Origin of the sequence: Flavobacterium sp. ACN6 (genome assembly GCF_002304005.1) — a bacterium.
Classification (GTDB): domain Bacteria; phylum Bacteroidota; class Bacteroidia; order Flavobacteriales; family Flavobacteriaceae; genus Flavobacterium.
Window position 1 is genome coordinate 1 of sequence record NZ_MRCQ01000008.1, and the last position, 25,849, is coordinate 25,849.

At 33.9% G+C, this 25,849-nt stretch carries 18 protein-coding genes and 1 tRNA gene; 12 read left to right on the forward strand and 7 right to left on the reverse strand.

The window, feature by feature from the left end; translation table 11 throughout:
- Positions 1-416 precede the first annotated feature (416 nt).
- From BSF42_RS13350 to BSF42_RS13360, 3 genes are all read right to left on the reverse strand, one after another.
- Positions 417-490: transfer RNA gene (locus BSF42_RS13350), tRNA-Asp, on the reverse strand.
- A gap of 86 nt (positions 491-576) precedes the next feature.
- A complete protein-coding gene (locus BSF42_RS13355; RefSeq protein WP_095953593.1) occupies positions 577-1,503 on the reverse strand; it encodes a DUF58 domain-containing protein in 927 nt (308 codons plus the stop codon).
- Entirely contained in the window at positions 1,500-4,073 is a 2,574-nt protein-coding gene (locus BSF42_RS13360; RefSeq protein ID WP_095953797.1) for a M1 family aminopeptidase, read from the reverse strand. The genes BSF42_RS13355 and BSF42_RS13360 overlap by 4 nt, the downstream gene beginning before the upstream one ends.
- A gap of 992 nt (positions 4,074-5,065) precedes the next feature.
- On the opposite strand from BSF42_RS13360, the gene BSF42_RS13370 reads away from it, so the two are divergent.
- The 4 genes from BSF42_RS13370 to BSF42_RS13385 are packed head-to-tail and all read left to right on the forward strand — an operon-like array spanning position 5,066 to position 9,963.
- Positions 5,066-5,986: a DUF4625 domain-containing protein gene (locus BSF42_RS13370; RefSeq protein ID WP_172426687.1), complete on the forward strand. Its 921-nt coding sequence runs from the start codon at positions 5,066-5,068 to the stop codon at positions 5,984-5,986.
- A gap of 16 nt (positions 5,987-6,002) precedes the next feature.
- Positions 6,003-6,473, forward strand: coding sequence for a DUF4625 domain-containing protein (locus BSF42_RS13375; RefSeq protein ID WP_095953596.1), 471 nt, complete (start codon positions 6,003-6,005; stop codon positions 6,471-6,473).
- A 10-nt stretch (positions 6,474-6,483) separates the two neighbouring features.
- The gene (locus BSF42_RS13380) at positions 6,484-8,691 is read left to right on the forward strand and encodes a TonB-dependent receptor (protein WP_095953597.1); all 2,208 of its coding nucleotides are present in this window, start codon (positions 6,484-6,486) and stop codon (positions 8,689-8,691) included.
- A gap of 51 nt (positions 8,692-8,742) precedes the next feature.
- Positions 8,743-9,963: a hypothetical protein gene (locus BSF42_RS13385; protein ID WP_095953598.1), complete on the forward strand. Its 1,221-nt coding sequence runs from the start codon at positions 8,743-8,745 to the stop codon at positions 9,961-9,963.
- Between the two features lie 83 nt (positions 9,964-10,046).
- Here BSF42_RS13385 and BSF42_RS13390 read toward each other — a convergent pair whose 3' ends face one another.
- Positions 10,047-10,526, reverse strand: a complete 480-nt coding sequence (locus BSF42_RS13390) for an SgcJ/EcaC family oxidoreductase (RefSeq protein ID WP_095953599.1) — start codon at positions 10,524-10,526, stop codon at positions 10,047-10,049.
- Between the two features lie 346 nt (positions 10,527-10,872).
- On the opposite strand from BSF42_RS13390, the gene BSF42_RS13395 reads away from it, so the two are divergent.
- On the forward strand, positions 10,873-12,453 hold the full coding sequence (locus BSF42_RS13395) for a M61 family metallopeptidase (protein WP_095953600.1): 1,581 nt from the start codon (positions 10,873-10,875) through the stop codon (positions 12,451-12,453).
- A 62-nt stretch (positions 12,454-12,515) separates the two neighbouring features.
- On the opposite strand, the gene trxA is transcribed toward BSF42_RS13395, so the two are convergent.
- Positions 12,516-12,833, reverse strand: a complete 318-nt coding sequence (gene trxA / locus BSF42_RS13400; protein WP_012023423.1) for a thioredoxin — start codon at positions 12,831-12,833, stop codon at positions 12,516-12,518.
- 243 nt (positions 12,834-13,076) lie between these two features.
- Between trxA and BSF42_RS13405 the strand changes: the two genes are divergently transcribed.
- From BSF42_RS13405 to BSF42_RS13420, 4 genes are all read left to right on the forward strand, one after another.
- Entirely contained in the window at positions 13,077-15,548 is a 2,472-nt protein-coding gene (locus tag BSF42_RS13405) for an AsmA-like C-terminal region-containing protein (protein WP_095953601.1), read from the forward strand.
- A 102-nt stretch (positions 15,549-15,650) separates the two neighbouring features.
- Positions 15,651-16,886 (forward strand): DNA cytosine methyltransferase, encoded by a 1,236-nt coding sequence (locus BSF42_RS13410; protein ID WP_095953602.1) that lies wholly within the window; start codon positions 15,651-15,653, stop codon positions 16,884-16,886.
- A gap of 252 nt (positions 16,887-17,138) precedes the next feature.
- Positions 17,139-19,187 (forward strand): McrB family protein, encoded by a 2,049-nt coding sequence (locus tag BSF42_RS13415; RefSeq protein WP_095953603.1) that lies wholly within the window; start codon positions 17,139-17,141, stop codon positions 19,185-19,187.
- A gap of 6 nt (positions 19,188-19,193) precedes the next feature.
- The gene (locus BSF42_RS13420; protein WP_095953604.1) at positions 19,194-21,554 is read left to right on the forward strand and encodes a DUF2357 domain-containing protein; all 2,361 of its coding nucleotides are present in this window, start codon (positions 19,194-19,196) and stop codon (positions 21,552-21,554) included.
- A 123-nt stretch (positions 21,555-21,677) separates the two neighbouring features.
- Here BSF42_RS13420 and BSF42_RS13425 read toward each other — a convergent pair whose 3' ends face one another.
- Positions 21,678-22,031: a hypothetical protein gene (locus BSF42_RS13425; protein WP_371615796.1), complete on the reverse strand. Its 354-nt coding sequence runs from the start codon at positions 22,029-22,031 to the stop codon at positions 21,678-21,680.
- A 206-nt stretch (positions 22,032-22,237) separates the two neighbouring features.
- Between BSF42_RS13425 and BSF42_RS13430 the strand changes: the two genes are divergently transcribed.
- Entirely contained in the window at positions 22,238-22,552 is a 315-nt protein-coding gene (locus tag BSF42_RS13430; RefSeq protein WP_095953605.1) for an HPF/RaiA family ribosome-associated protein, read from the forward strand.
- An 82-nt stretch (positions 22,553-22,634) separates the two neighbouring features.
- Here BSF42_RS13430 and BSF42_RS13435 read toward each other — a convergent pair whose 3' ends face one another.
- Entirely contained in the window at positions 22,635-23,312 is a 678-nt protein-coding gene (locus tag BSF42_RS13435) for a hypothetical protein (protein WP_095953606.1), read from the reverse strand.
- Positions 23,313-23,554: 242 nt separating this feature from the next.
- On the opposite strand from BSF42_RS13435, the gene BSF42_RS13440 reads away from it, so the two are divergent.
- Together BSF42_RS13440 and BSF42_RS13445 are read left to right on the forward strand one after the other, a co-directional pair.
- Positions 23,555-24,043 carry a nuclear transport factor 2 family protein gene (locus BSF42_RS13440; RefSeq protein ID WP_095953799.1) on the forward strand — a complete coding sequence of 163 codons (489 nt, stop codon included), beginning with the start codon at positions 23,555-23,557 and terminating at the stop codon, positions 24,041-24,043.
- 262 nt (positions 24,044-24,305) lie between these two features.
- Positions 24,306-25,688: an ammonium transporter gene (locus BSF42_RS13445; protein WP_095953607.1), complete on the forward strand. Its 1,383-nt coding sequence runs from the start codon at positions 24,306-24,308 to the stop codon at positions 25,686-25,688.
- The last annotated feature ends 161 nt before the right edge of the window (positions 25,689-25,849 follow it).

Below are 25,849 nucleotides of genomic sequence, written 5' to 3' on the forward strand. Positions count from 1 at the left end.
CAAAATGGTCGACTAAAAAATCAGGAAGCATAAATTTTAAAAGCTCTATAGGATCCATCTTAAATTCTTATAGCGCAAATCTCTTATTTTATTTTGACATTTCCTCCCCAAGATTTGTTCTTGATCCAAAAAAACCTTAGCGTTCTTTGCAAGTAAACCAAACAAGTAAAAGCGCAAAGGTTCGCAAAGCCATATATAAACTTTGCGAACCTTTGCGTAAATCTTAGCGCCCTTTGCGGTTAAATCAAAAGTGTCTTAAATCAAAAAAGCCATCCACAAAAGTGGAAAGCTTTTCATTGGTCTAACTACTAAACCAGCTACGAGTTACAAAGTCGTAGCAAAACAACACAACTAATCTTAGATACCGTATTTGGGCAAAAAAGCCTTTCCGTTAAGAAAGGCTTTTCCCAATATTGCGGTCTGGACGGGACTCGAACCCGCGACCCCATGCGTGACAGGCATGTATTCTAACCAACTGAACTACCAAACCTCTGCGTTATTGCGGTTGCAAAGATAGTACAGAATTTCATTTCTGCAAGTGTTTTTATAAAAAAAATGAAATAAATTTCAAAATATTTATCCAAAGTTTTGTTTTTCAACCAAATATGTAGTCAATATTTTTTCGAAATTATCGCCAACATTCACCTCAACGTACTTAATTTGGTTCTTTGCGCAGGTCAAAGCCAGGTTTTTAAAATATGCCGCCGCCCTTTTTTCATATTCTACTTTAACATTATCTGCAAAAATAGAAACTTCTTCTCCCGATTCTATGTCGATAAACTTCCTCGGCGTGTTGTCAAAATCAAACTTCAACTCGGTTTCATTATCAACAACATGAAACAAAACTACTTTATGTTTGTTGTGTTTTAAATGCTGTAAAGCGTTAAAAAGCTTTTCATCGTCTTCAGTCTGAAACATATCGGTGAACAAAATAATCATCGATCGGCGGTGCATTTTCTCTGCTATTTGATGCAGATATGTAATAGTATCCGTCGTTTTTTTGACTTTTGGCTGCACCAATAAATCTTCCAGTTTGCTCAAAAGCATTCTATGGTGGCGATCGCTTCCTTTTTCGGGAGCATAATATTCATATTTGTCTGAGAAAACGCTTAAACCAACGGCATCGCGCTGTTTCTTTAAAATATTCATTAAAACCGCGGATGCCAAAACTGCAAATCCGATCTTCTTTTCATAAAAAGGCTGGTTTGATTTTAGTTCGGGGTAATGCATCGACGACGAATTATCGACAATAAGATGGCAGCGTAAATTGGTTTCTTCCTCAAAACGTTTCGTGTACAAACGATCGGTTTTGGCAAATAATTTCCAATCTATATGCTTGGTGCTTTCGCCTGCGTTATAGACTTTATGTTCAGCAAATTCGGCCGAAAATCCATGAAACGGACTCTTGTGCATTCCCGATATAAAACCCTCCACAACTTGATTCGCCAGCATTTCAAGATGCTGAAAACTGGAGACTTTCTCTATTTCCGATTCGATTTTCATTCGGTTTCTTTTTTAATATTTTGTGCTTTATAAAGCAAATCTGTCGATTGAAATAATTTCCTCTTCAGAATTGGACTAAAATTAGGGTTTTCTTTTAAGAATCGCTTTACTTCATCAAAAGCAAATTTCGATGAATATTTCCCAACCGTATTATCCAGCCAGTCTTTCGGAAAGAAAATATCTCCCGTGCGCTGAATTTCATCAACCAAATCTAGTGAAAATCTGATATATTTCTGAGCACTTTCCTGACGAAGCGGATGATGAACATTTGCCAAACCAACCGAAACCCAAGATTCTTTCTCACGGTTTTTATCGTCTTTTAAAGATTCTATAAACGCATTACGAACCGATTCGTCTTTTGATAATGACGGAAACAAAAACTCAAAACGCTTTTGTTTATCAGGATTTGTAAACGATGTTCTGGTTTTCTCCAAAATCTCATCAGCTTTTGGATGTTCAAAAATAGCCAGATTCATTGCCATGTTGGTATAATCGTCTTCGTTTAATTTTAGACCTGAAATGGATATTTCTCTATTCCAAACCTTATATAAACTGGCTTTCGCCGAATTAGAATAAGCAATTGAACTAAACAAACCGAATAATGTCTTTTTGATATTAGCCGATAACTTAGCCTGCAAGCGTTCGTACAGAATACCTTCAAGTTGTTTTTGCACTTTATTCTGCTGGTTTTCGGTAAAGAATCTCCAATAAATGGTATTCAGACTATTGGATGCAATTCTCAAAACCAATTCATTTTCTTCTGTTTGAACTGCCTTTAGAAAACAATGAAATGCTTGATCTGGAGAAATATTCCCAATCAAAGTATTCTCGTAAAGATTGCTGTAACTCGACGCTCTTGCAACCTCATCTTTCAAAGAAGCAATATAATTTAAATTTTTCCCGTCAAGCGGAAAAACTCCGTATCCAAAACCATTATAATTGTAAACAACGACAAGCGGTTTTTCAAGTCCGACAGCTTCCTTTACAATCGTATTTTTATCATTAATATTAACCGACAAGACCTTTACATCTTTATCATAAACTAAACCAATCTGAAAAACCTGAGGCCATATATTATCTGATTTATCTTCTGCTTGCTGCGTAATATCAAAAATTTTGATTTTGTTTTGAGCATCGTGTTCTATTTTATTCGTAAAAATGGCTCTGCCCGATTTATTGACCCAGACTTCGCTCCATTTTTTCATATCAAGCGGTGTTTCGGCATCCAGAATTTCTACCAGATTATTCCAGTCCGCATTGTCGTTGGCATATTTCTGAATGTATTTTTGGATTCCTTTTTGAAACTGTTCTTTTCCCATCGAAGCTTCTAACTGACGCATCATAATTGGTGCTTTGTTGTAAATAATGGCTCCATACAACGAGCCCGCATTCTTTAAATTTGCCAAATGCTGTTTAATCGGATGTGTTCCCAAAGATCGGTCTTCCGCGTAAGCGCTGGGATAATGCGCCGTAAAAAACTGCAGATTATGATTGACTTTGGGGAAAATCGGATTCATAATTTTGTCTGCCATAAAATTGGCAAAAACCTCTTTCATCCAAACATCATCAAACCATTTCATTGTGACCAAATCGCCAAACCACATATGCGAGGTTTCATGCGCGATCAATTTTGCTCGGTTTAATTTCTCACTGTCGGTTGCGCTGTTGTCCAAAAATAAAGTTGATTCTCTATATTGAATCGCGCCAACATGCTCCATTCCGCCATATTGAAAAACGGGAATCGAAGCAAAATCTAACTTTTGAAACGGAAATTTATATTTGGTATATTTTTCTAAAAAATCTAAAGATTGCTGATGTAAATTGAAAATAGTATCAGCACTTACGCGAAATTTCTCCGGACTATTTTCACGGTACAGCATCGTCATTTCTAAACCTGGCTGCTGTGTGGCATTTTTGAACTTTCCAGCAACAAACGAAAACAAATAGGTGCTCATTTTATCTGATTCTCCAAAAGTATAACTCGTGAAATCGCCTTTTTCTACTTTTTCTTTTACATCGGCTCCAGCCAAAACTGACCAATCTTTTGGTACAGAAAGACTCAGTTTATAAGTTGCTTTTATATCTGGCTGATCAAAACACGGAAATACAGTACTAGCACGATCCGGAACTAACAACGTGTATAAGAAATCATCATTTCTGTTTAAAGATAAATTTCCAGCGATGAACGAAATTGAAATGCTGTTTTTTCCTGAAACTAAAGCCGAAGGAGAAATTACAATATGTCCGTTTTGATGAACAATAGCAAGGTTTTTTCCGTTTACGACTATTTTTTTGAGGTTTGACGTTTTCTCTCTAAAATCTAAAAGCAAAGGCTGACTTAAATCGGACAAATTCAAATTGACGGTTAAATGAGCATTTATATTTTCTTCTTTCTGATTCGGAATCTCAAAAGACAAATTGTATTGAACCTCTGAAATTTGTTTTTTTCTAAAGTGTGCCAGCTGTTCTGAAACGCCGCTTTCGAACAAAGCACTTTCTTTTTCTTTAGATTGAGAAAAACCGTTGGAAATCAACATAAAAAAACAAAGAAGGCTGTAGAAAATTTTCATTTTTAAGGATATAAGATTTGCTAAAAATAACAAAACCATTAATTTTTCGCAAACAATTACTGCAACAACATTGCATTTGAAAATAAGATTTCTATATTTGCAACAACATTGCATTAATTCTGATCTAAATTCACATCAGAAGTAATCCTGACGAATGAAAAAGAAACTTAAAATTATTAATCTTTTTATGCCTTTAATTGTATTGTTCGCAATACTTTTTCCGGCTGTCCATTCGTACGAGCATATTCTTGATACCAAACTTTCAAAAGAAAAAATTGAATTTTCTATTTCAGAGAAACCGCAATTTAAATCCCACCTGCATTCATTTCATAAATGTTCGATTTGTGATTTTAAATTCAGCGCTGTTGGCACTTTAGAATTTACTGTTTTTCAGTTTTTCAAAAATAATCCTGTTGTAAAACATCTTAATTTTTACAGCAAACCGCATTTTGCATTTTTTAAAGGGGCCTTATTTTCACTCCGAGCCCCGCCTTTTACACTTTAGTATTTTTTTGTGTTCGATTTGTTTTGGCAATTCGGCTATTTATATGTTTTAATGATTTTAAATCTTAAAGGCATCAATAGCTAATAAATTTATTTTAATCAGTCGATACATTTTATTGACATTGATATTGCTTTCTCTACACAAAAAACACCTTCCAACTTTATCGATTATCGCACTCGAACTAAAGCTTTTTAATCAAGCTTTGTTTACAGCCGTGCTGTTTTTTATTCTTAGAAAAGAAATATGTCGCTTCTCTGAAGCTTTTTCATATAACAAATTCTTTTCTATAAAAATTTAGTCGCGCTGTTTCTATAAATATTTCGTCCCACTGTTTCTATAAACATTTCATCCCGCTGTTTCCATAAACATTTCGTCCCGCTGTTTCTATAAACATTTCGTCCCGCTGGGACTTACAAACATATCCCGGCAAAACTTAATCGTAACCCAAATAATCCTTTATAAAATGATCAAAATCAAATCAGAAAAAATGAAAATAACAAAGTTAATTCTGGCTTCGCTCTTTGCTGCGATTGCTTTTTCAAGTTGCAGTAACGACGATCAGGAACAAGAAAAAGCAATTCCTGCTATTGACAAAATTGAACTGGGTCTAGGTAATAATGAAACTGGCACTATTGGCGAAGATTTCCATTTTAATGCCGAAATAATTGCTGCTGACAAAATTGAAAATGTACAGGTAAAAATTGTGCAGAAAAGCGGTGAAACCTACTCAAAAGTATGGTCGCACGAAATAACCTGGACACAATATGCAGGAGCAAAAAATGCAACGGTTCACAAACATTTTGATATTCCTGAAGATGCGGCCGAGGGAAAATACGATTTCATCATCATTGTAAAAGATCAAAACGGAACGAAGCTGGAAATAAAGAAAAACCTAACGATTTACAAAATAGAAAATATTCCCGTAAACCCAGTCGTTTCGGTATTTACCGTTTTTATAAATGATGCTTTTATGTATCGAAAAGGGAAATTTTCTGATGCGGAAGCTAAATTTAAAAACAACGATATTTTCAGTTCTCAGATTACGCTTGAAGGCGTAAAAGGCGACGGAATTATGTATTTGCTTTTGATTAATAAGAATGTAAAACACAATCCGGAAAGTGTAGATCAAATTGATTTTAGCAAAGTAATTGTTTATGATGTTTTTGAGCATAAAAACGTAGCAGATGCTGGTCAATTTTCTAACATTCCTTGGGACGGCGTTAAGTTTACCAGAGATACGCCAAAGCTGACAATTGGCGCTGCAAAAGACAACAATTCTCCTGTTCCGCAAGATTTAACTGCCAATAAATTATGGGCTTCCGGCAATTATACTTTTTTGGTTTTGTATAAAAACACGACCTACAATATCAATTTTTCACAAGCGATCGAGCTTCCATTTGCACTTTAATTAAATCAAAAAAAATATGAAAAAAATAAAGTTTCTAATAGGTGTTTTTGCACTTGTTTTCATTTCCTCATGCTCCAGCGATAACGCAGAAATTGATACAGAATATCCTGTAATTGATATAACTGGAGCAACTTCTTTCCCTATTCAATGCAGTAGAATCGAGCGCGGTCAAACAATCACTTTTAAAGCCATTTTTAATGATAACGTCGCGCTTGGTTCTTACAGCCTTGATATCCATCACAATTTTGATCATCATACACACAGCACAGAAGTTACCAGCTGCGAAATGGAAGCCGTAAAAAAACCTGTAAAACCAATGCTTTTCATCAACAATTACACTATTCCTGATGGTGTGAAAAATTATGAGGCAACAGCGCAGATTACGATTCCGGCAGATGTTGATCCGGGAGATTATCATTTTATGATTCGCTTGACGGACAAAGAAGGCTGGCAGACGCTGAAAGGTTTAAGTATTAAAATTTTATAAATCCAGATTAATGAAGAATGCCCAATTCCTTTTGTGGAAAAATTATTTTTTACTCATCAGTTTATTAATTTCAGTAACGGCTTTTTCTCAAAATCAGCCTTCAGGAAAAAAACCAGAAATTAAAGAGCTTGACGAAGTTTTAATCAACAATAATTCTGTTGAAAAACGCAAAAAAGAAGAATCGCTGAATGTTGAAACGGTAAACAATAGTTTCATTCAGCGAAACCTCGGCGGAAGCCTGATGCAGTCTTTGCAGAAATTGCCTGGTGTAAAAACAATTTCGATTGGTTCGGGAGGTTCAAAACCGCTGATTCGAGGTTTGAGTTTTAATCAGGTTATTGTGGTCGAAAATGGTTTGAAACACGAAGGCCAGCAATGGGGCGCCGATCACGGATTGGAAATTGATCAATATGCTGTCAATCGGGTTGAAATTATAAAAGGTCCTTCTTCATTTATTTACGGATCTGATGCTGTCGGTGGTGCGATAAATATCAAACCACTTCCACTTCCATCCAAAAATACTTTTGGCGGAAGTGTTGATATTACAGGAAAAAGCAACAATGCCCAATTTGGAAGTTCTTTTAATTTATTTGGAAGAAATGAAAATTGGTTCTTTGATTCGCGTGTCACGACAATGGATTATGGCGATTACCGCGTTCCGACAGATACGGTTCATGTATACAGTTATGCGGTTCCGCTTTACAAAAACCATTTGCGAAATACGGCTGGGCGAGAACTTGATTTTCACCTCAGCACGGGATATTCGGGAGATCATTTTAAGTCGGTTTTTTATTTCAGTAATGTTCATACAAAAAGCGGATTCTTCGCGAATGCGCACGGACTTGAACCTAGAAATGTGAATACCGATTTACACGACAAATCGAGCCGTGATATTTTGATGCCATATCAAGAAGTTAATCATTTAAAGGTCAGCAACACAACTTCTTTTCAATTCGAAAATCATGCTTTTGAAACGCAGTTTGGTTTTCAAAATAACTTTAGAAGAGAATGGAGTCATTACGTAAATCACGGTTATATGCCGCCCATTTATCCTGAAGATATGTATGCGCCACAGAATTTGGAACGTCAATACGATAAAAATGTCTGGTCGTTTTCTGCAAAAGATGAATTTGCTGTAAACCGTCATCAAATTACAATTGGTTCGAATGCGGTTTATCAGCAAAATGAAATTGGCGGCTGGAGTTTTTTAATTCCGGCTTTTACGCAATTCAATGCGGGTTTATTTATCTATGATAAAATCGAACTGAACGAAAAATGGTTTTTACACGGCGCTGTTCGTTATGATTACGGAAAAATCAAAATGGAATCGTATTCTGATTGGTTTCAGAGTGAAATTTCAGAAAACAATCAGACGCGTTTAGAATATTTACAGCGTTCCGAAGATCTGACAAAAACCTTCGACAGTTTTACGTGGTCGGTTGGAGCAAATTACAATCCGGGGAAACTTTCGCTGAAAGCCAATTTAGGTTCTAGTTTCAGAATGCCGATTGCGAAAGAACTGGCTTCAAATGGTGTAAATTATCATTATTTCCGATTTGAAAAAGGAAACCCCAATTTGGATGCCGAACGCTCGTATCAACTGGATTTAGGAATGGAATGGGCCGCACAAAACTGGACTTTTCAATTGACACCGTTTGCTAATTATTTTCCGAATTTCATTTATCTCAATCCAACTTCAGCTCATGATATTTATTATGGCGCAGGAAATCAGGTTTTTGAATATGAGCAGAGTAAAGTGTTTCGTTACGGTGCCGAATTGCAGACGAGATATTATTTCATAAAATCTCTAAGTGTAGAAATCGCTGCCGAATATCTGTATTCGGAACAAAAATCGGGCAGTAAAAAAGGCTATACACTGCCGTTTTCACCACCTCCTTCTGTTTTATTAGGACTTAATTATGAGCCTGAAATCAGTTTTTTAAAAGATTCTTATTTCTCTGTCGATTATCGCATTACAGGAAAACAAGACAATATCGTTCCGCCAGAAAAGAAAACTGCCGAAAGTCATGTTTTTAATCTCGCATTTGGTTCAAAAATAAAAGCTGCAAAACAAGATGTCAGCATCAGCATTCAGATCCAAAATTTATTTAATACGAGATATTTAAATCACACAAGCTTTTACCGCCTTATCGAACTTCCGGAAGCCGGCCGGAATATTATTGTATCGATGAAAATTCCGTTTTTGGTTTCACGATAAATCCGGCAATTCAAAACTCAAATATTCACAAATTTTTAATCCTTTATTACAATGAAAAACAAATTTTACAAACTGCTTTTTTTATTCGCATTATCTCTTTTTGCATTTTCGTGCAGTAACGACGATGACAATCATGACGATCATGATCACGAAGAAACTTCTGGCGAACACACCTTTGTTAGAATTTTACTTTCTGACGAAAAAACGACTGAGTTAACGCTTTTTGATCCGTCAGAAAATAAAATCAGTTCTCTTACGGCTAAATTTCCAAAATCTGCTTTGTACACCACAGAATCTGGAAGATTTGCGGGAATTATTCACCGAGATAATAATTTCGTAGAAACTTTTGACAGCGGACTAGAACTGCACGGCGATCATATTGATGTTGATGATGTTCCGAAATTTGGTTTTTTGAACACAAGCGCGCAAAAACCAACACATTTTAAAAGTAAAATTGGTGAAATCCTGACTTTTAATGACGGAGACGGAACGCTTTCTGTTGGAAAAGAAGCTGATGTAAACAAATCTGGCGCAGCATTTAAAACGATAAACGCAGGATTATTGGCACATCACGGCGCTATGGCCACTTTTACAAACGGAACTTATGCGATTACGGAGAAAGATAATTCGGTTGCAGGAACACTTCCTGAAAAAGTAAAAATTATCGACAATACAGGAAAAACACTTTTTGATGCTAAAATCGCAACAAAGGGAATTCACGGAAATGCTTCAGACGGTGTTTACGCTGTTTTTGGATCTGCAAGCGGTATTTTGGTTGTAGAAAGTAACGGAAACCAAAAATTAATCAATCATCCAGAAGATTTTGGAACGGCTTGGTTTGGAAGTATTTTAGAAACGGCTTCTGCAGGAAAATTTATTGGATACACTGCTGCAAAAGGAGCTTATTTAATTGATGTTGCTGCCAATACAGTAAAACCTATTATTCAAAGTACAGCGATTATGCAATGCAAAACAAGTTACGACCATAAAAAACTGGCTGTTCTTTTGCATTCTGGAGAATTTAAACTTTACAACATCAATAGCTTACAAGTAGAAAAAGAAATTAAAGCAACCACTGAAACTGCAGCAGATGCAATATTAAAACCTCAAATTGCGGTAACAGATCGATTTGCTTACATCACGTCGCCAAGTACAGGAGAACTATTACAAGTAAATATTCCTACATCAGAAATCAAAAAGACAAAGGTTTCAAGCACGCCTTACATGATTACTGTAATTGGTTATGAAAACAGTGAAACTCACAGCCACTAATTAGTTAAGATATAAACTAAATTACAAAGACCTCACAGTTTATAAAGCTGTGAGGTCTTAAAAAAAAACTCAAATTGGTTACATTAATTTGGTTTATTTGGTGGTGCATTAACCTGCGTTACCTGCATACTTGTAATTTTCCAAACGGCATTCTTCTTTTCGAAAACAGCTGTAATAAATTTACTATTGACAGTTCCTTTTTTAACCATTCCGCCTGGAACCGCATAATCTTCTTTTGCCGTCAATGTTTCCTTAATATGTGCAACCGCCGCATTTTCAGATAAAGTTTTAGAATCAATCCATTCGAATTTGACCGATGTTGGCTTGATGCAGCATTCGTTTATATGCGAAAACTGAGTAATTATTTCTTCTTTACCTTTCCAGTACATTCCTAAAAAATTGATCAAAATGGCGTCTTCACTAAATGCTTGAGAAAAAGATTTCATGTCATTTTTATTCCAATCTAGTTCTTGCTGCTGTATGATTTTTTGTAATGCTTCGCTATTTTGAGCGAAACCAATTGTTACGTTAAATAGCACAAATAATAAATATAACTTTTTCATTTTCAATATTTTAAATTGATTCACAACTATCAAATATACACTATTTTTATTTAAAAATCAGGTTAAAAAAAATCGGGGTTGGGAATCCATTTAACTCGTGATCTTGCTTCGGCAATAAATTGTAAAATCGAACTCTGCTCCAAACCTGATCTGGGCACTACAATTACGATAATATTACCTTTATAAAGTTATTTCAACTATTTCTTCAAAGTTTATTCAAAACGGCTTCTTATATTTCGATATTTTTTATATTTTTCTGCTCAATTAATAAATTATTGCCATTTACGTATTATACAGAATCTAAAATAGTTACCAAAAACAAATCCAACCTTAAAAACCTTAAATAATGACAAAAGCCATAAAATTGTGCTATTGTGTACTGCTTTTACATACTTTTTTTATTTGTAAAGCAGCAGACAAAATAGATAATGAAGAGATCAAAATGGATTTTTCTGTTTCTTTTGAAGATTCGCAGTCGCACTATGTAGAAGTTGTTTTAAACTTTGAAAATCTTCATTCCAAAAAAACCAATTTAATTCTTCCGGTTTGGACTCCAGGCTATTATTTGATTTTAAATACGCCAAGATATATTGTTGATTTTGAAGTTACCGATGATAAAAACCAAAAAATTAAATGGAAAAAATCGACCAAAAACAGCTGGGTAGTAGAAAATGGTGCAGCGTCAAAAATTAGTGTAAAATATCGAGTTTTTGCCAATAAAAAATCGGTTGCAGAATCTTATGTAGATTCAGAAAAGGCTTTTATAATGCCGAACACCATTTTTATGCATGTCGAAAACAAGATCAATAATCCTGTTACGGTAACCTTGAATAAACCTTCAAAGTGGAGTAAAATTTCGACTGGATTAAAATGCATCGATGAAACCAAAAACAGTTTCTACGCCAAAAATATTGATGTTTTTTACGATAGTCCAATTTACATTGGAAATCAAAAAACTATCGAATTTGAAAATGAAGGAAAAAAATATTCGCTGGGAGTAGCGACACCTCAAGGACTTGAGGAAGAGAAGTTTGTTGGCGACCTGAAAAAAATCATGAGTGCGACAACCTCAATTATGAAGAAAGTGCCTTATGAAAATTACAGTTATATTATGATGGAAGCCGGCGGCGGCGGTTTGGAACACTGGAACTCGCAGGCCATTTTTACAAAAGGTTCTTTCGATTCAAAATCTCGAAAAGATTATCTGGATTTTATGAATTTTGTAACGCACGAATATTTTCATCTTTATAATGTAAAAGCAATTCGCCCTATAGAATTAGGTCCTTTTGATTATAATAAAGAAAACTATACTACGATGCTTTGGTTTTCTGAAGGTTTTACGGTTTATTATGAATATCTTATCATGGTAAAAGCAGGATTAATGGAAGGAAAAGATGCCTTACAATACCTTTCTGGTTCTATTAAAAAATATGAAAACGAAGAAGGATGCCGTCATATGTCTCTGGCACAATCCAGTTTTGATATTTGGTCAAACTTTTTCAATAATGAAAGCAACGCCAAACAGACTACGATTTCATATTACGACAAAGGGCCAACAATTGGTTTGCTTTTGGATTTAGAAATTAGAAACAATACAGCCAATAAAAAATCGCTTGACGATGTTATGCGTTTTTTATACAATGAATATTTTGAGAAAAAAGAAAGAGGTTTTACTGAAGATGAATTCTGGTCTGCTGCAAAAGAGATTTCGGGAAAATCATTAGAAGAATTAAAAACCTATGTTAATACAACACAAGAAATCGATTATCAAAAATACCTTAAATACGGCGGTCTTCAAATTGATTTGACACCCTTAAAAACAGAAGCAAAAAACGATAAGTTTACGGAGAAAAACTATACAATAAGCGAGCTGCCAAAGGCGACAAAACTACAATTGGAAATTAGAAAGTCCATTTTTAATTTTTAAAAGCAATAAAAAAGGTTTGACTTTCGTCAAACCTTTTTTATATCAATCGTAATCTTTTAAGATTACAATAAAGCGTCTAAACTATCTGCGTAGGTTTGTTTAGGAGCTACTCCTACTTGTTTTCCTACTACTTCACCGTTATGAAATACCAAAACGGTTGGTATGTTACGCACACCATATTTTGCAGCAAATTCTTGGTTCGCATCTACATCTACTTTACCAACAACTACTTTACCAGCGTACTCGTCGCTTAATTGGTCAATGATTGGACCAACCATTCTACAAGGACCACACCATGCTGCCCAAAAGTCTACCATTACTGGTTTATCTGATTTTAAAACTACTTCATCAAAAGTAGCATCTGTTATTGCTAATGCCATAATATATTAAGATTAAAATTATGTCTGAATGATTAACTTTCAAACTACAGTACAAATTTAAAAATTTAAAACAAATCAAACACGATTACTAAATTAGTTTTCATTATAAATGTATTGTCATTAATTATCAACTGTATACTCTTTTTTTATATCTCAATTTACGACATATTGGTTTGAAAACCAAACTAATAAAATGTTAATATTTTTTGTAGTATCTTTAATACTACCTAAGATTCAATTAAAATGCAGCAAACTTTACTCCAAATAAAATCCTTTCTTCTATCTGATCCTTTTAAAAAATATGCCAAACGGTTTGGATTTTTTATTTTGGGGTTAATTGCAATACTTCTAATTGCCTGCGGTGGTTTGTCTATTTATTTCAATCAGAATAAAACCGAAATTATTGCAAAAGTCAACCATAAAATCAATGAAAACATTAACGGTAAATTCCATGTGACCGATTTCCATTATAAATTTTTAACTGGTTTTCCGAATTTTACTTTGGCTTTAAAAGAAGTCGAAATAAAAGACAATCAATGGCAGAGTCATAAACATACTTTATTAAAAGCTAAGGAAATCGAGGCACGTTTGAACATTTGGAGTTTATTGCATAATGAAATCAACATTCATAAAATCCTGATTAACGATGCTCAGATTTACATTTATAAGGCTGAAAATGGTTATTCGAATGTGAACATCTTTAAACCTAAAAAAAAGAAAACCGCATCTAGCAATGAAAAACCGGAAACTACAATTGACGAAGTAAACCTCAACAATGTTCATGTCATTATAGACAATCATCTGGGGCATAAATTGTTTGATTTTGATGTGGCGAGTTTAGATTCTAAAGTAGATTATGATGATGACAACTGGCACACAAATTTGTTCCTAAAAACCAAAATTAACAGCCTCGCTTTTAATACGGTTCACGGAAGTTTTGCCAAAGAAAAAGTGCTTGAAGGAAATTTTGATATTTCATATTCTGAAGAACATCAAAAAATAAACATTAAAACCCAAAAACTTAAAATTGGTTCTGATGCTTTTGAAATCGCTGCTTTTTTCAATATCGGAAAACAAAATTCACTTTTCGGAATCACTATCGAAACCAATATTTTATGGCGAAATGCTTCTAATTTATTGTCTGCCAATATTAGTTCGAAACTCGATCAGTTTGATTTAAAAAAACCAATCGAAGTAAATTGCACTATCAATGGCGATCTTAATGCAGAAGGCGATCCTAAAATTGTGGTTCAGGCCGATATTCGAAACAACGAACTTACAATTCCCGACGGGTTGTTTACCAATTGTTCTTTTAAAGGAATATTTACGAATAATTTTAAACCCGAAAAAGGTTTCAGCGATCCCAATTCTGCTATTATTTTGACACATTTTAAAGCCGAATATGAAACTATTCCGCTTCAAATTTCGCAGGCTGTTATCAATAATCTCGAAAAACCAATTGCAACTGGAATTGTAAATGCCGATTTTGACATTTCAAAACTGAACGGAATGATGAATGAAAAAATTCTTCATTTTGAAAGCGGTCGTGCGAAAGCCAATTTAAGATTTCAGTTTGACATTGTCGATTTATATATCAACAAACCTCGTTTTACAGGCGATGTCGATATTGACAATGCTACGTTTGATTATGTTCCGAAAAACATTCATGCCGAAAAAACAGCGGTACAATTATCGTTTACGGAACAAGCGCTTTACATTAAAAAAATCGCTTACAAACACAAAAAGAACATCATTCGCATCGACGGAAAAATTGATAATTTCCTGAATCTGTATTACGACGCGCCCGAAAAAATGGTGGTAAACTGGAATATTTACTGTCCGTATATTGACGTGAAACAATTTTTAGGCATTTTGAAAAATTCTCCGTCTCAAAAAATCGCTCAGAAAAAACAAGTAAAAAAGGCGAACGTCAATTTTACGAATCAGCTCAAATTGGTTATAGAAAAATGTACGGCGGTGATTAATCTTAAAGCCGATAAAATTACTTACGGCTCGCTTACAGCAACCAATACAAACGCAACATTGCAAATGCTGAATTCTAAATTACTGCTCAAAAACGGAACACTGCAGACTTCTGGAGGCAGTATTACGTTTAACGGAGCGATTCAGCCAAGCGGCAACCAATATATTTTTAGTTCGACAGCGCAGGTAAACCGAGTAGATATTGCGAGTTTTTTAAGGTCTTTCAACAACTTCGGAATCAAATCTTTTAGTCCGAAAAACATTCGGGGCCGACTCAGCAGCAACGCCAATGTTGTTGGATTGATGAGCAGTAATGGCGATTTGATTGTCAATTCTATGAAAGGAAAATTAGATTTTAATGTCAACCAAGGTGCCTTACTCAACTTTGACCCTATTGTAAAAATAGGCAAGTTTGCTTTTCCGCGCCGCGATGTCGAAAATATTACGTTTAGCGATTTATCGGGTTCGCTTAATCTTCGCGGTGAACAAGTCGATATTAATAAACTAACCATAAGTTCGAATGTTTTAAACTTTGACATTGACGGAATTTATTCTTTTGGCCGAGGCACTAATCTCGCCCTTACGATTCCGCTTCGAAATTCAAAAAACGACGCCAGTCTTGCTACCAAAGAAGAACGAAAAGCGGTTCGTGAACGTGGTATCGTACTGCATTTAATTGCTTACGACAATGAAGGAAAAATGAAAATTAAGTGGGGAAAAAAGGATAAATAGACACTCTATTTGTAAGCCGAACAAAGATGATTTGGGCAAAAATATAATTCCCGATTTCGGATTATTATTTATAAATTGCACCTTATAATTTTAGCGAAAAAAATGAAGGCAGCAGAAAAAACAAGTATTGAAAAATTCGACGATAAAAATCTTAAAATTAGAAATTTAGAAGAAGAAGACAATAAAAAAGCTGTTATAACTCATTATTTACATAATCTTCATAACGACGTAAAAAATCATTATGAAGAAGAAGCGCTGACTTATTTAAATGAAATTGCCGCGGAAAAAAATGGGAAAGAAAACAAAAACCTGTTTGCTGATCCTGCCGTAAAACAATTGAAATCTGAAGTAGAAAATGTTCCGTTTAAAACTTCTAAAAAGTCCGATTTTAAATTTATAGATTTATTTGCCGGAATTGGAGGTTTTAGAATTGCTTTGCAAAATATTGGCGGCGAATGTGTCTACACAAGCGAATGGAATCCTGATTCAAAAAAAACCTATCAAGCTAATTTTGGCGAATTTCCATTTGGTGACATTACCCAAAAGACCATTAAAAATTATATTCCAGACGATTTCCAAGTATTGTGTGCCGGTTTTCCGTGCCAGGCTTTCTCTATTGCCGGCAACAGAAAAGGTTTTCATGATACGCGAGGAACTTTGTTTTTTGATCTTGAAAAAATTATTGAAACAAAAAGACCGAAAGTGGTTTTCCTTGAAAATGTAAAAAATTTAGTTTCGCACGACAAAGGAAATACGTTTAAGGTAATTTTAGAAATATTAGAAGAAAAACTAGGCTACAAAGCGTACACCAAAGTTTTAAATTCTTCTACGCACGCGAATGTTCCGCAAAATAGAGAGCGAATTTTTATCATTGCATTTGACAAAGAGCAAGTGCCAAATCATGGCGATTTTAGATTTCCAGAGCCAATTCCTTTGACAAAAACAATCCACGATATTTTAGAAAAAGGAAAACAAGCCGATAATCTTTATTATAAAAAAGACCACCAATATTACCCTGAATTAGAAAAAACTATTACTTCAAAAGATACAATTTATCAATGGAGAAGAGTTTATGTAAGGGAAAATAAAAGTCAGGTTTGCCCAACCTTAACCGCAAACATGGGAACGGGAGGTCATAATGTACCGCTGATTTTAGATGATTACGGAATTCGAAAATTAACTCCAAAAGAGTGTTTTGCTTTTCAAGGATATCCAATGGAAAAATATATTCTGCCAAATATTGCCAATAGTAAATTGTACATGCAGGCAGGAAATTCTGTTACTACGCCGTTGATTGAGAGGATCAGTCAAGAAATTTTAAACGTTTTATTGCCATGAGTATTTGGGAACAATTTCCCATTGAACAAAGAAACGAGTATGTAAAGTTTTTACAGGTTTACGGAGCATTATCTAATTTGTTTCGTCAAAAACAAGGGGATTTAATACAGAATTATTTTTTAAGATTTCAAAATAAATTCTTACTTTTTTAAAAATGTAAGTATCTTAAACTATATATTTACATTTCTCTGGCAGGCGATCTCCAGAAGCTTTATAGTTAAGTTTGAATTTTAAAAATAAAACAAATATTTAATGAATTTTTACTCAATTAGAACAAATGATCAAAATACGATTGGTCAAATATTAAATATGTCATCTACAGTAACCTTTGATAGGTTATCTTGGCATAAAGACGAGATTTCCATCGATGATATAGTTTTCATTGTTATAAGTGGCGATAATTCTAAAAAAATTCATTCATATAACAATGGATTAAGAGCAATTGGTAAAGTTGTAAATCTCCCTCAGAATGAAGAAGATGAAAAATATTTTAAACTAGAAGTTGAAATATTTAAATTTCTGCCTAAAACACTCACGAAAGATGATTTTTATATTTACCCTTCACTAAAAGATGCTCCAAATATTGGCCCTGACACAAAATCAATTGCCAATCAAGCATTTAGAAAAATTGACACTGAAGTGGGACGATCAATCTTCCTTGCAATTTATGATCTATTAGGTGAAGATTTCAATGTATCTCAATATGACTTTCTAGTTGCAGGTAACAATCGAATAGAAAAGCTTAAAAATTATAATGACTTTACGAAATTAGAAACAGTAAATAATAATTTTGTTCAGGATTCTTTTGCAGAATGGTTTAACAATCCTATTAACTTTAGAAAATCTTATGATGGATTGGTTACTACTAAAGTTTTGAACTTTTGGAATAAAAATTATTTTGATGGCTATTTATTTAACATTGATCCTAAAAATCCTGAGCACTCTGTAAATGAAATTGAAAAGTTGATCCTTTCAAAAAGTGACAAAAAAAACCATGAGTGGAAAACTTTTAGTTATGCCACAAATAGAGGTGCTCCAGAAGCTGTTTTAGGCAAAAATAACTATATTAAATTTTTACGAGAGTTCATTTCACAAGAAAGTAATTTAAAAAAGATTTCAGATTTAAAATTGAAAACAAATGAAATCATAAATCTTTCCAACATTTCTGGAAGCAAATTATCTTATGATGCATTCTATAAAAAAACGCAGGAATCTAATCTCAATTTTTCATCCTTATTAATCCTCCGCTTCATCGCATCGCTAACCTCAAAACCTTTCCTAGTCCTCAGTGGCCTTTCAGGTTCTGGAAAAACCAAAATAGCACAAACTTTTGCACAATGGATTTGCGAAGATACTAATCAATATAAAATTGTTCCTGTAGGCGCAGATTGGACTAATCGAGAACCATTACTGGGATATCCAAATGGTTTGGTCAGCAAAGAATACATAACTCCTGACAGTGGCGTAATTCATTTACTATTAGAAGCCATCAAACATGAAAATGAAAACAAACCTTTCTTTCTAATTTTAGACGAAATGAACCTTAGTCATGTAGAACGTTATTTTGCAGACTTTTTGAGTATAATGGAATCTAAGGATACTATAAAATTATACACTGGCAACACAAGAGAAAGTTTAGACGGCTTACAAATTCCTTTAGAAATATATTGGCCTAAAAATGTATTTATTATTGGAACAGTTAACATAGATGAAACCACTTACATGTTTAGTCCTAAGGTCTTAGACAGAGCAAACGTAATTGAATTTAGAATTACAGACGACGAAATAAAAGACTTTTTAGTAAGTCCTGGTATTCCAGATTTACAAAAACTAAAAGGTCAAGGAATTGCAATGGCAGAAAGTTTCCTGTCGATTGCTTCCCTAAACAGCATTATTGAAAATGACAACATAGCAAAAGAGTTGGTATTATTTTTTAAACAATTGCAACCCGTTGGTGCCGAATTTGGCTATCGTTCTGCAACAGAGATTTTGCAATTAGCAACAAAATTGAAAGCGCTGGAACCTGCAATTAAAGATAATGAATGTTTAGACATTGCAATTATGCAAAAATTGTTGCCAAAATTACACGGTTCGAGAAGTAAGTTGGTAAAAATATTAATTGCCTTGTCGAGCTTATGTTTGGAGGATATAACTATAGAAGATTTTGAAAAGAGATTTGATGATCTTCATAAAAACAACTTTGAAGGAATTTCTGTAAAATATCCTATTTCTTTCGAAAAACTAATTAGAATGTACAAGAATGTATTAGCTAATGGTTTTACTAGTTATGCAGAAGCATAGAGAAATATGGAAGAAACCAAGAAACATATTCGCATACCATTACCCTTTTTTAATGAAACTCATTTTTTAGAAATCTATCCTGAAAATAAGGGAAGACTTTTTGAAATTTCAGAAGAAGAAGCAAATGAGAATGGAGAAAGTACATTTCAAATCTTAGAGGGTAATAGTTATGAATATGCCTTTACCAATAAAAATTATCGCTTAAATTGTAGTAATGATGGCATAGTCTCACAGTCAAAACGTGAACCTTCATTAGGAAGAATTGTGCCTAATATTTATGTCGGTACTCTTACTTTATTTGTCTCTAATATTATTTATGAAGGTAAAGAATTTGAAGTTACTATTGAAGTTTTAGCAACTAAATTCGATACCGAACTCGATAAAAGTTACCGTGAAAACTACCGTTTTATGTTAAAAGACATAACAGATAAGTGTACGGAACTTTTAATGCAGATCAACTCTCCTGTTGAGCAAAATTTTGAAACAGACTTTTCAAGAGACAATGAAACAATATACCAAAGATTTAGTTTTGTTAACTCTATCATTCAAAATAAAGATTTTGAAGAAGCAGTGTTAAAAATCATAGCTTCTCCTAAAACCAATTGGAATAGTGAGAGTGAAACAATTGATATTCGTAAAGTAAAAAGATTTGATAACGCTGCAACTAAGCAAATTTCATCAGGTTCAAATAGAATTTCTTTGCAAACATCACATCCTTTATTTCAAGCAGGAATTCAATCAATACCAAATAAAATAAATAGTTTTAGAAAAGTTGAGCATACAGATACAAGTGAAAATCGATTTATAAAACACGCTTTAGAAGTTTTTTTAAGTTTTGCAGAAGATTGCCAAAAATACTTTAAAGATAAATTATATTCCAGACCACATATAGAGGCATCTAATTTGGTAACAAAACTTGAAGGTTATTTAAGCCACTCTTTTTTTAAGGATATTTCCAGACCAACCTCATTAAAATTAAATAGCCCTGTTTTACAACGAAAAAGTGGTTACCTTGAAGTTTTAAGTACATGGTTGCAATTTGATTTAGCTTCCAAATTAGTTTGGAAAGGTGGCAACGATGTATATAAAGCTGGTAAAAGAGATATTGCTACTTTATACGAATATTGGTTGTTTTTTACATTGTATGATCTATTCAAGTCTAAATTCAAAATAAAAGATATTGAGTACGAAGAGCAATCTTACAACCATTTGATAGAGCCAACCAAAGACGGCTTGAGCGTAATGGTAAAACAAGGTAAACACACTGCTTTGTATGGTGATTTTATTACAAAAAATAGAGCGCTAAAAATTAAATTTTCATACAATCGTTCTTTTAAAGGAGGCACAAAATATACTGATGAGCAAGCGGGTAGTTATACAACTACACTTCGTCCAGATTATACATTATCAGTTTGGCCAGCTATGCTAAAAGAAAAAGAAGCTGAAAGACAGGACCTAATTGTACATATTCATTTTGATGCAAAATATAAAATAACACAATTCCAAATTCAAACTTCTACGGATAATGATTTAATAGAACAAGAAGAAAACAACGAAAGAAAAGGAATATATAAAAATGCAGATTTGTTAAAGATGCATGCTTATAAAGATGCGATAAGAAGATCAGGCGGTGCTTATGTTTTATATCCTGGAACAGAAAAAAAGGAAATAAGAGGCTTTCACGAAATCATTCCAGGATTAGGCGCTTTTTCTATCAATCCAACAGGGCAAGATAACGATATTACAGAATTGTCTAAGTTTATAGATCTAGTTATTGAGCACTTGCTAGACAGAGCATCTCAAAGGGAAAATATTAATTATAAAATTCACAATGTCTATCAAATTAATAAAGAAGATATCAATCAACTTCATGAACCAATTCCTGAATATTTAAATGGCTCAAAATTAATTCCAGATGAAACATTTGTATTAGTTGGATATTCAAAAACAGCTAAGCGTTTTGATTGGTATAATGAAAATAAAAAGTATTTTTTCCGGATGAATGATACTATTGGTTCTTTACAGTTAACAAATGAAGTTGTAAATGCAAAATACCTTTTATTAAGAAGAAATGGGCAAGAGACAGCTTTTGATTTATACGAGATTAAAAGCACAGGAATACAAGTTTATTCAAAAAGCAGAATTATTGAACTCAATTTTCCACAGCCAAATGATTTAAAAGAACATTATTTAAAAGTAGATATTGAAAAAGTAACGGATTTAGAATTTGAAAATGTAAGCTGGAATTTTAAAAAATTAGATGAATACAAAAAAATTTTAGAAATAACCAAGAATGTTTACACACAGGCAGGAATGCCTTTTACAGTATCATTAACGAAATTGATGAAAACAAAGGAAATTAGATAATTTATTACTAGCTGAATTTCAAAAATTGTAAAAAACATTCTAAATAATTATTTCATAAGTTCAAAACTTGATAACGAATAACAAAAAAGCCACTTCTACAAGTGGCTTTTTCCAATTCTATAATCATTCAACCTCCAAATAAGGATTTAAAATCTCAGCTAATTTATTCAGCCAATAAAAATTATCTTCGAGATTGATTTTTTCGGTTTGCAGGGTTTCTGAATCTCGCATTGCGTTTAAGGCAAGGACGTAATTTACTTGTCGAATAGCTTTTGCCATACTCTTTGGATCAATAGATTCGTTGAAGAAATCAGCTAATCTTAATTGGGTTTCTTTTGAGAAGGTGTTTGTACTCATAATTTTGCATTTAGGAAATATAAAACCCGCATAGATTAGGTGTCCTACGCTGCAAAGAGCGTTGCGGTTGTTTCCAATACCGCCACCATACCACACGGGCAATAATTTTTTTGTGTTCATATATTTTTGCATTTAGGAAATACAAACATACGAAAAGAAAATAAATTGTAAGTTTTTTCTTTATTTAAACTTTAAAACTCTAAGTCGAAATCTAAATTACAAAATTGAAAAATAAATCTCTTAAAATTCATAATATTTCCTTAACTCGCTTGGCTTTTCCCTTTAAAATAAATAAGTTTGAGAATAATCATTAAATATATTCCGTTATGAAAGTACAAATCAACACCGACAAAAACATTGAGGGACATGCAAGATTAGAAGCTTACTATTCTGGAGAATTAGAGAAAGGTTTAGCGCGTTTTGAAGATAAAATAACCCGTATAGAAGTTCACTTTGGAGATGAAAATGGAGAAAAATTCAGTTTGCATGACAAAAAATGTGTAATCGAAGTTCGTCCTGTAAAATTACAGCCAATCACTGTTACAGAACATGCCGATACGCTTGAAAAAGCTTTTAGCGGCGCTTTGGCTAAAGTCAAAAAATCGTTGACTACCACTTTCGAAAAAATAAAAGCACATTAATATTTGTGTTTTAAAATCATAAAAAAAGACGTTTCAAATTTTCGAAACGTCTTTTTTGTTTTATATCAGTTTGATTCTTCTTTTAAGATTTTGGCAGCGGTGCTCCAACGGCAATATCACAACGGTGTCCTGGTTTTCCGTGCGCCGGATTAATTCCGTCTGCTACTGCTGTGTCCTGCCCTGCACTTTCGGTGCTTAATAATGCCGGAACTGCGTTTGATGCTGGCGGTGTTACCGTAAAATTCTGAGTAACCGATCCGCTTTGTGTCGCATTTGTAGCTGCCGCTGTAGTTTTGGCAGCAGGAGAATTTAACGGTGCCCCAACTGGAATATCACATCTATGTCCCGGCTGTCCGTGCGGCGGATTCATTCCTTTTGCCGTTTTAACGGGCGTTGTAGTTGTAGTAGTCGTAACCACATTTTGCTGCGTCGGATTTACTTGTACTGTTTGTCCTGGAGTTGCTTGCACCTGTTGTGTCGGCGCAGAACTCAAAGGTGCTCCCACTGCAATATCACATCGATGTCCTGGTTGTCCATGTGCTGGATTAAGTCCTTTATTATCGCTCAAAACCGTATTCGGATTTGCCATTTGATTTTGGTTTTGAACCACTGGCGCTGCAGTTTTAGTAGTGTCTTTTGCAAGTCCTAATCTTACCAATTCAGACGTTGCCGTGCTTTCCTGCGGTTCTAATTCCTTTTTACACGAAACAAATAATAGTGAAGTTATAGCGAGTGAACTTATAAGTAATTTTGAATTCATTGGGGTGGTATTTTAAAATCTCTCAAATATAATTGTTTTTTCGTGATTACACCATATAAGAAACGTGAGATAATTTAGTAAGGGACAAAGTTGCAAAGTTGCAAAGGTACAGAGTCGCCAAGAATCTTAAAATAAACTTTGCGCCCTGGTGCCTTTGTGGCACTAATTCGTTTTCTTTAATTTTCTTATATCACTATATGTTTCAAAAAATTATACCTTTAAACTCAAATAAAAACATTATCATGAAAAAAACACTTTTACTGCTATTATTAGTTACTTCTTTTGCAAATGCTCAAACCGACAAAGATCAAATTAACAAAACACTAGATGCTTGGCACAAAGCCGCTGGCGAGGTAAAATATGATGCTTATTTTAATACTTTGACAGATGATGCAATCTATATTGGAACTGATGCAACCGAAAACTGGACTAAAAAAGAATTTGCAGTTTGGGCAAAACCATTTTTTGACAAAGGAGCAACTTGGAATTTTAGAGCTTTGGAACGTCATATCTTTTTTGACAAAACTGGAAAACTAGCTTGGTTTGATGAATTGTTAGATACTCAAATGAAAATCTGCCGCGGTTCTGGAGTTTTGGTGAAAGTAGGAAAAGAATGGAAAATTCAGCATTATGTTTTATCAATGACAATTCCGAACGACGAAGTTGACCCTGTTACCAAAATCAAAACACCAATTGAAGATGCTTTAATAACAAAGCTTCAGAAGAAATAAAACATTTTAGGCATTTCTTATTATAAACATAACTTTTATAGCACTTTAGAAAACGTGTTGAGAATTTAATTTTAATAAATTCAGCAAAAACAGTGCTTTTTTGTAACTTTAAAATAAGATACTGTCAAAAAAAGAACCTGTATTTTAAAAAATCAATCAAAATAAAACACATACCTCTATTTTAACAGCCTTAAAAACAAGAATCTTTATTTTTTTTTAACTTTGACCCCAAAAAAAATAGGGTTAACAAAGTATTTTAAAAATGAAAATAGAAAAACGCTGGATTATTTCCTTTATCATGATCAGTGTCGTTTGCACAATCGGTGCATTTTGGCCAACAGTAACAGAAAATAGTTATGTTCTATCAGAATTTGGAACTATAGAGAATATTGTACCTGCCGATGTTGCCTGGATGCTGACTTCAAGTTGTCTGGTTTTAATTATGACACCTGGCTTATCTTTCTTTTATGGCGGAATGGTCGGCAAAAAGAATGTGATCTCGACAATGCTTCAAAGTTTCATTTGTTTGGGAGTTGTAACGCTTTTATGGGCTGTTGTCGCTTTTAGTTTAGCTTTTGGAGATCCAGTTGGTTTTGGTACTGGAGATCATTTTTACAGCTTTTTTGGAGATCCAAGAACTTTTGCTTTTATGGATTATGTTGGTGTTCTGCCTCATAAACAGCTGGCAAATACGATTCCGTTTATGCTTTTTGCTTTGTTCCAAATGAAATTTGCAATTATTTGTCCTGCAATTATCACGGGTTCATTTGCAGAACGTGTTCGTTTTATCTCTTATTTAGTTTTCATTAGTTTATTTACCATTTTTATATATGCTCCTTTATGTCACGCTGTTTGGTATCCAACTGGTGTTTTAGGAAGTTATTTTGGAGTAAAAGATTTCGCCGGAGGAACAGTAGTTCATATGAGTTCAGGATTTGCTGCTTTGGCCGGAGTTATTGTTTTAGGAAAAAGAAAAAATAGTCAGCATATTCCAACCAATATTCCGTTTGTACTTTTAGGAACTGGAATGTTGTGGTTCGGCTGGTTCGGATTCAACGCTGGATCTGCGCTTGCTGCCAACGGAACCGCTGCTATGGCTTTTGCAACAACTACAACTTCATCTGCAGCCGCAATGCTAACCTGGATTTTCTTTGACAGAATGAACGGAAGAAAAGTTTCTGCACTTGGTGCCTGTATTGGTGCTGTTGTGGGTCTGGTTGCTATTACGCCTGCGGCAGGATTTGTATCTGTTCCAGAAAGTATGTTCTTTGGATTTGTTACGGCTTTGGTTTCTAACACTGCTGTAAATTGTAAATATTCAAAAAGATTTGATGATACTCTAGACGTTTTTGCCTGTCACGGTGTTGGAGGAATTATGGGAATGATTTTGACTGCCATTTTTGCGCACGGCGAAAATGCAAGTTTACTTCACGGTGGCTGGAACGTTTTTGGACATCATATGATGGCTTTAGTATTGGTTTCTGTATTTACTTTCTTCGGAGCTTATTTCTTATTTAAAGTAACCAATTTCATTATACCGTTAAGAGTTTCTGAAGAATCAGAGCACATTGGATTGGATTTATCGCAGCACGATGAATCGCTTGATCCAAAAGCCCAGCCAATTACAGAACCTCATTACGGGTAATATTTACTGCAACGAATTTCACAAATTTTCACAAATTTTTCTTCACTCAAACTGATTAAATTGATTCGTGAAAATTCGTGAAATTCCTGGTAAAACAAAATATACTTTATAGAAATTAAGGGCTGCCAAAATTTAAACCGCAATTACACCTTATCCATTCG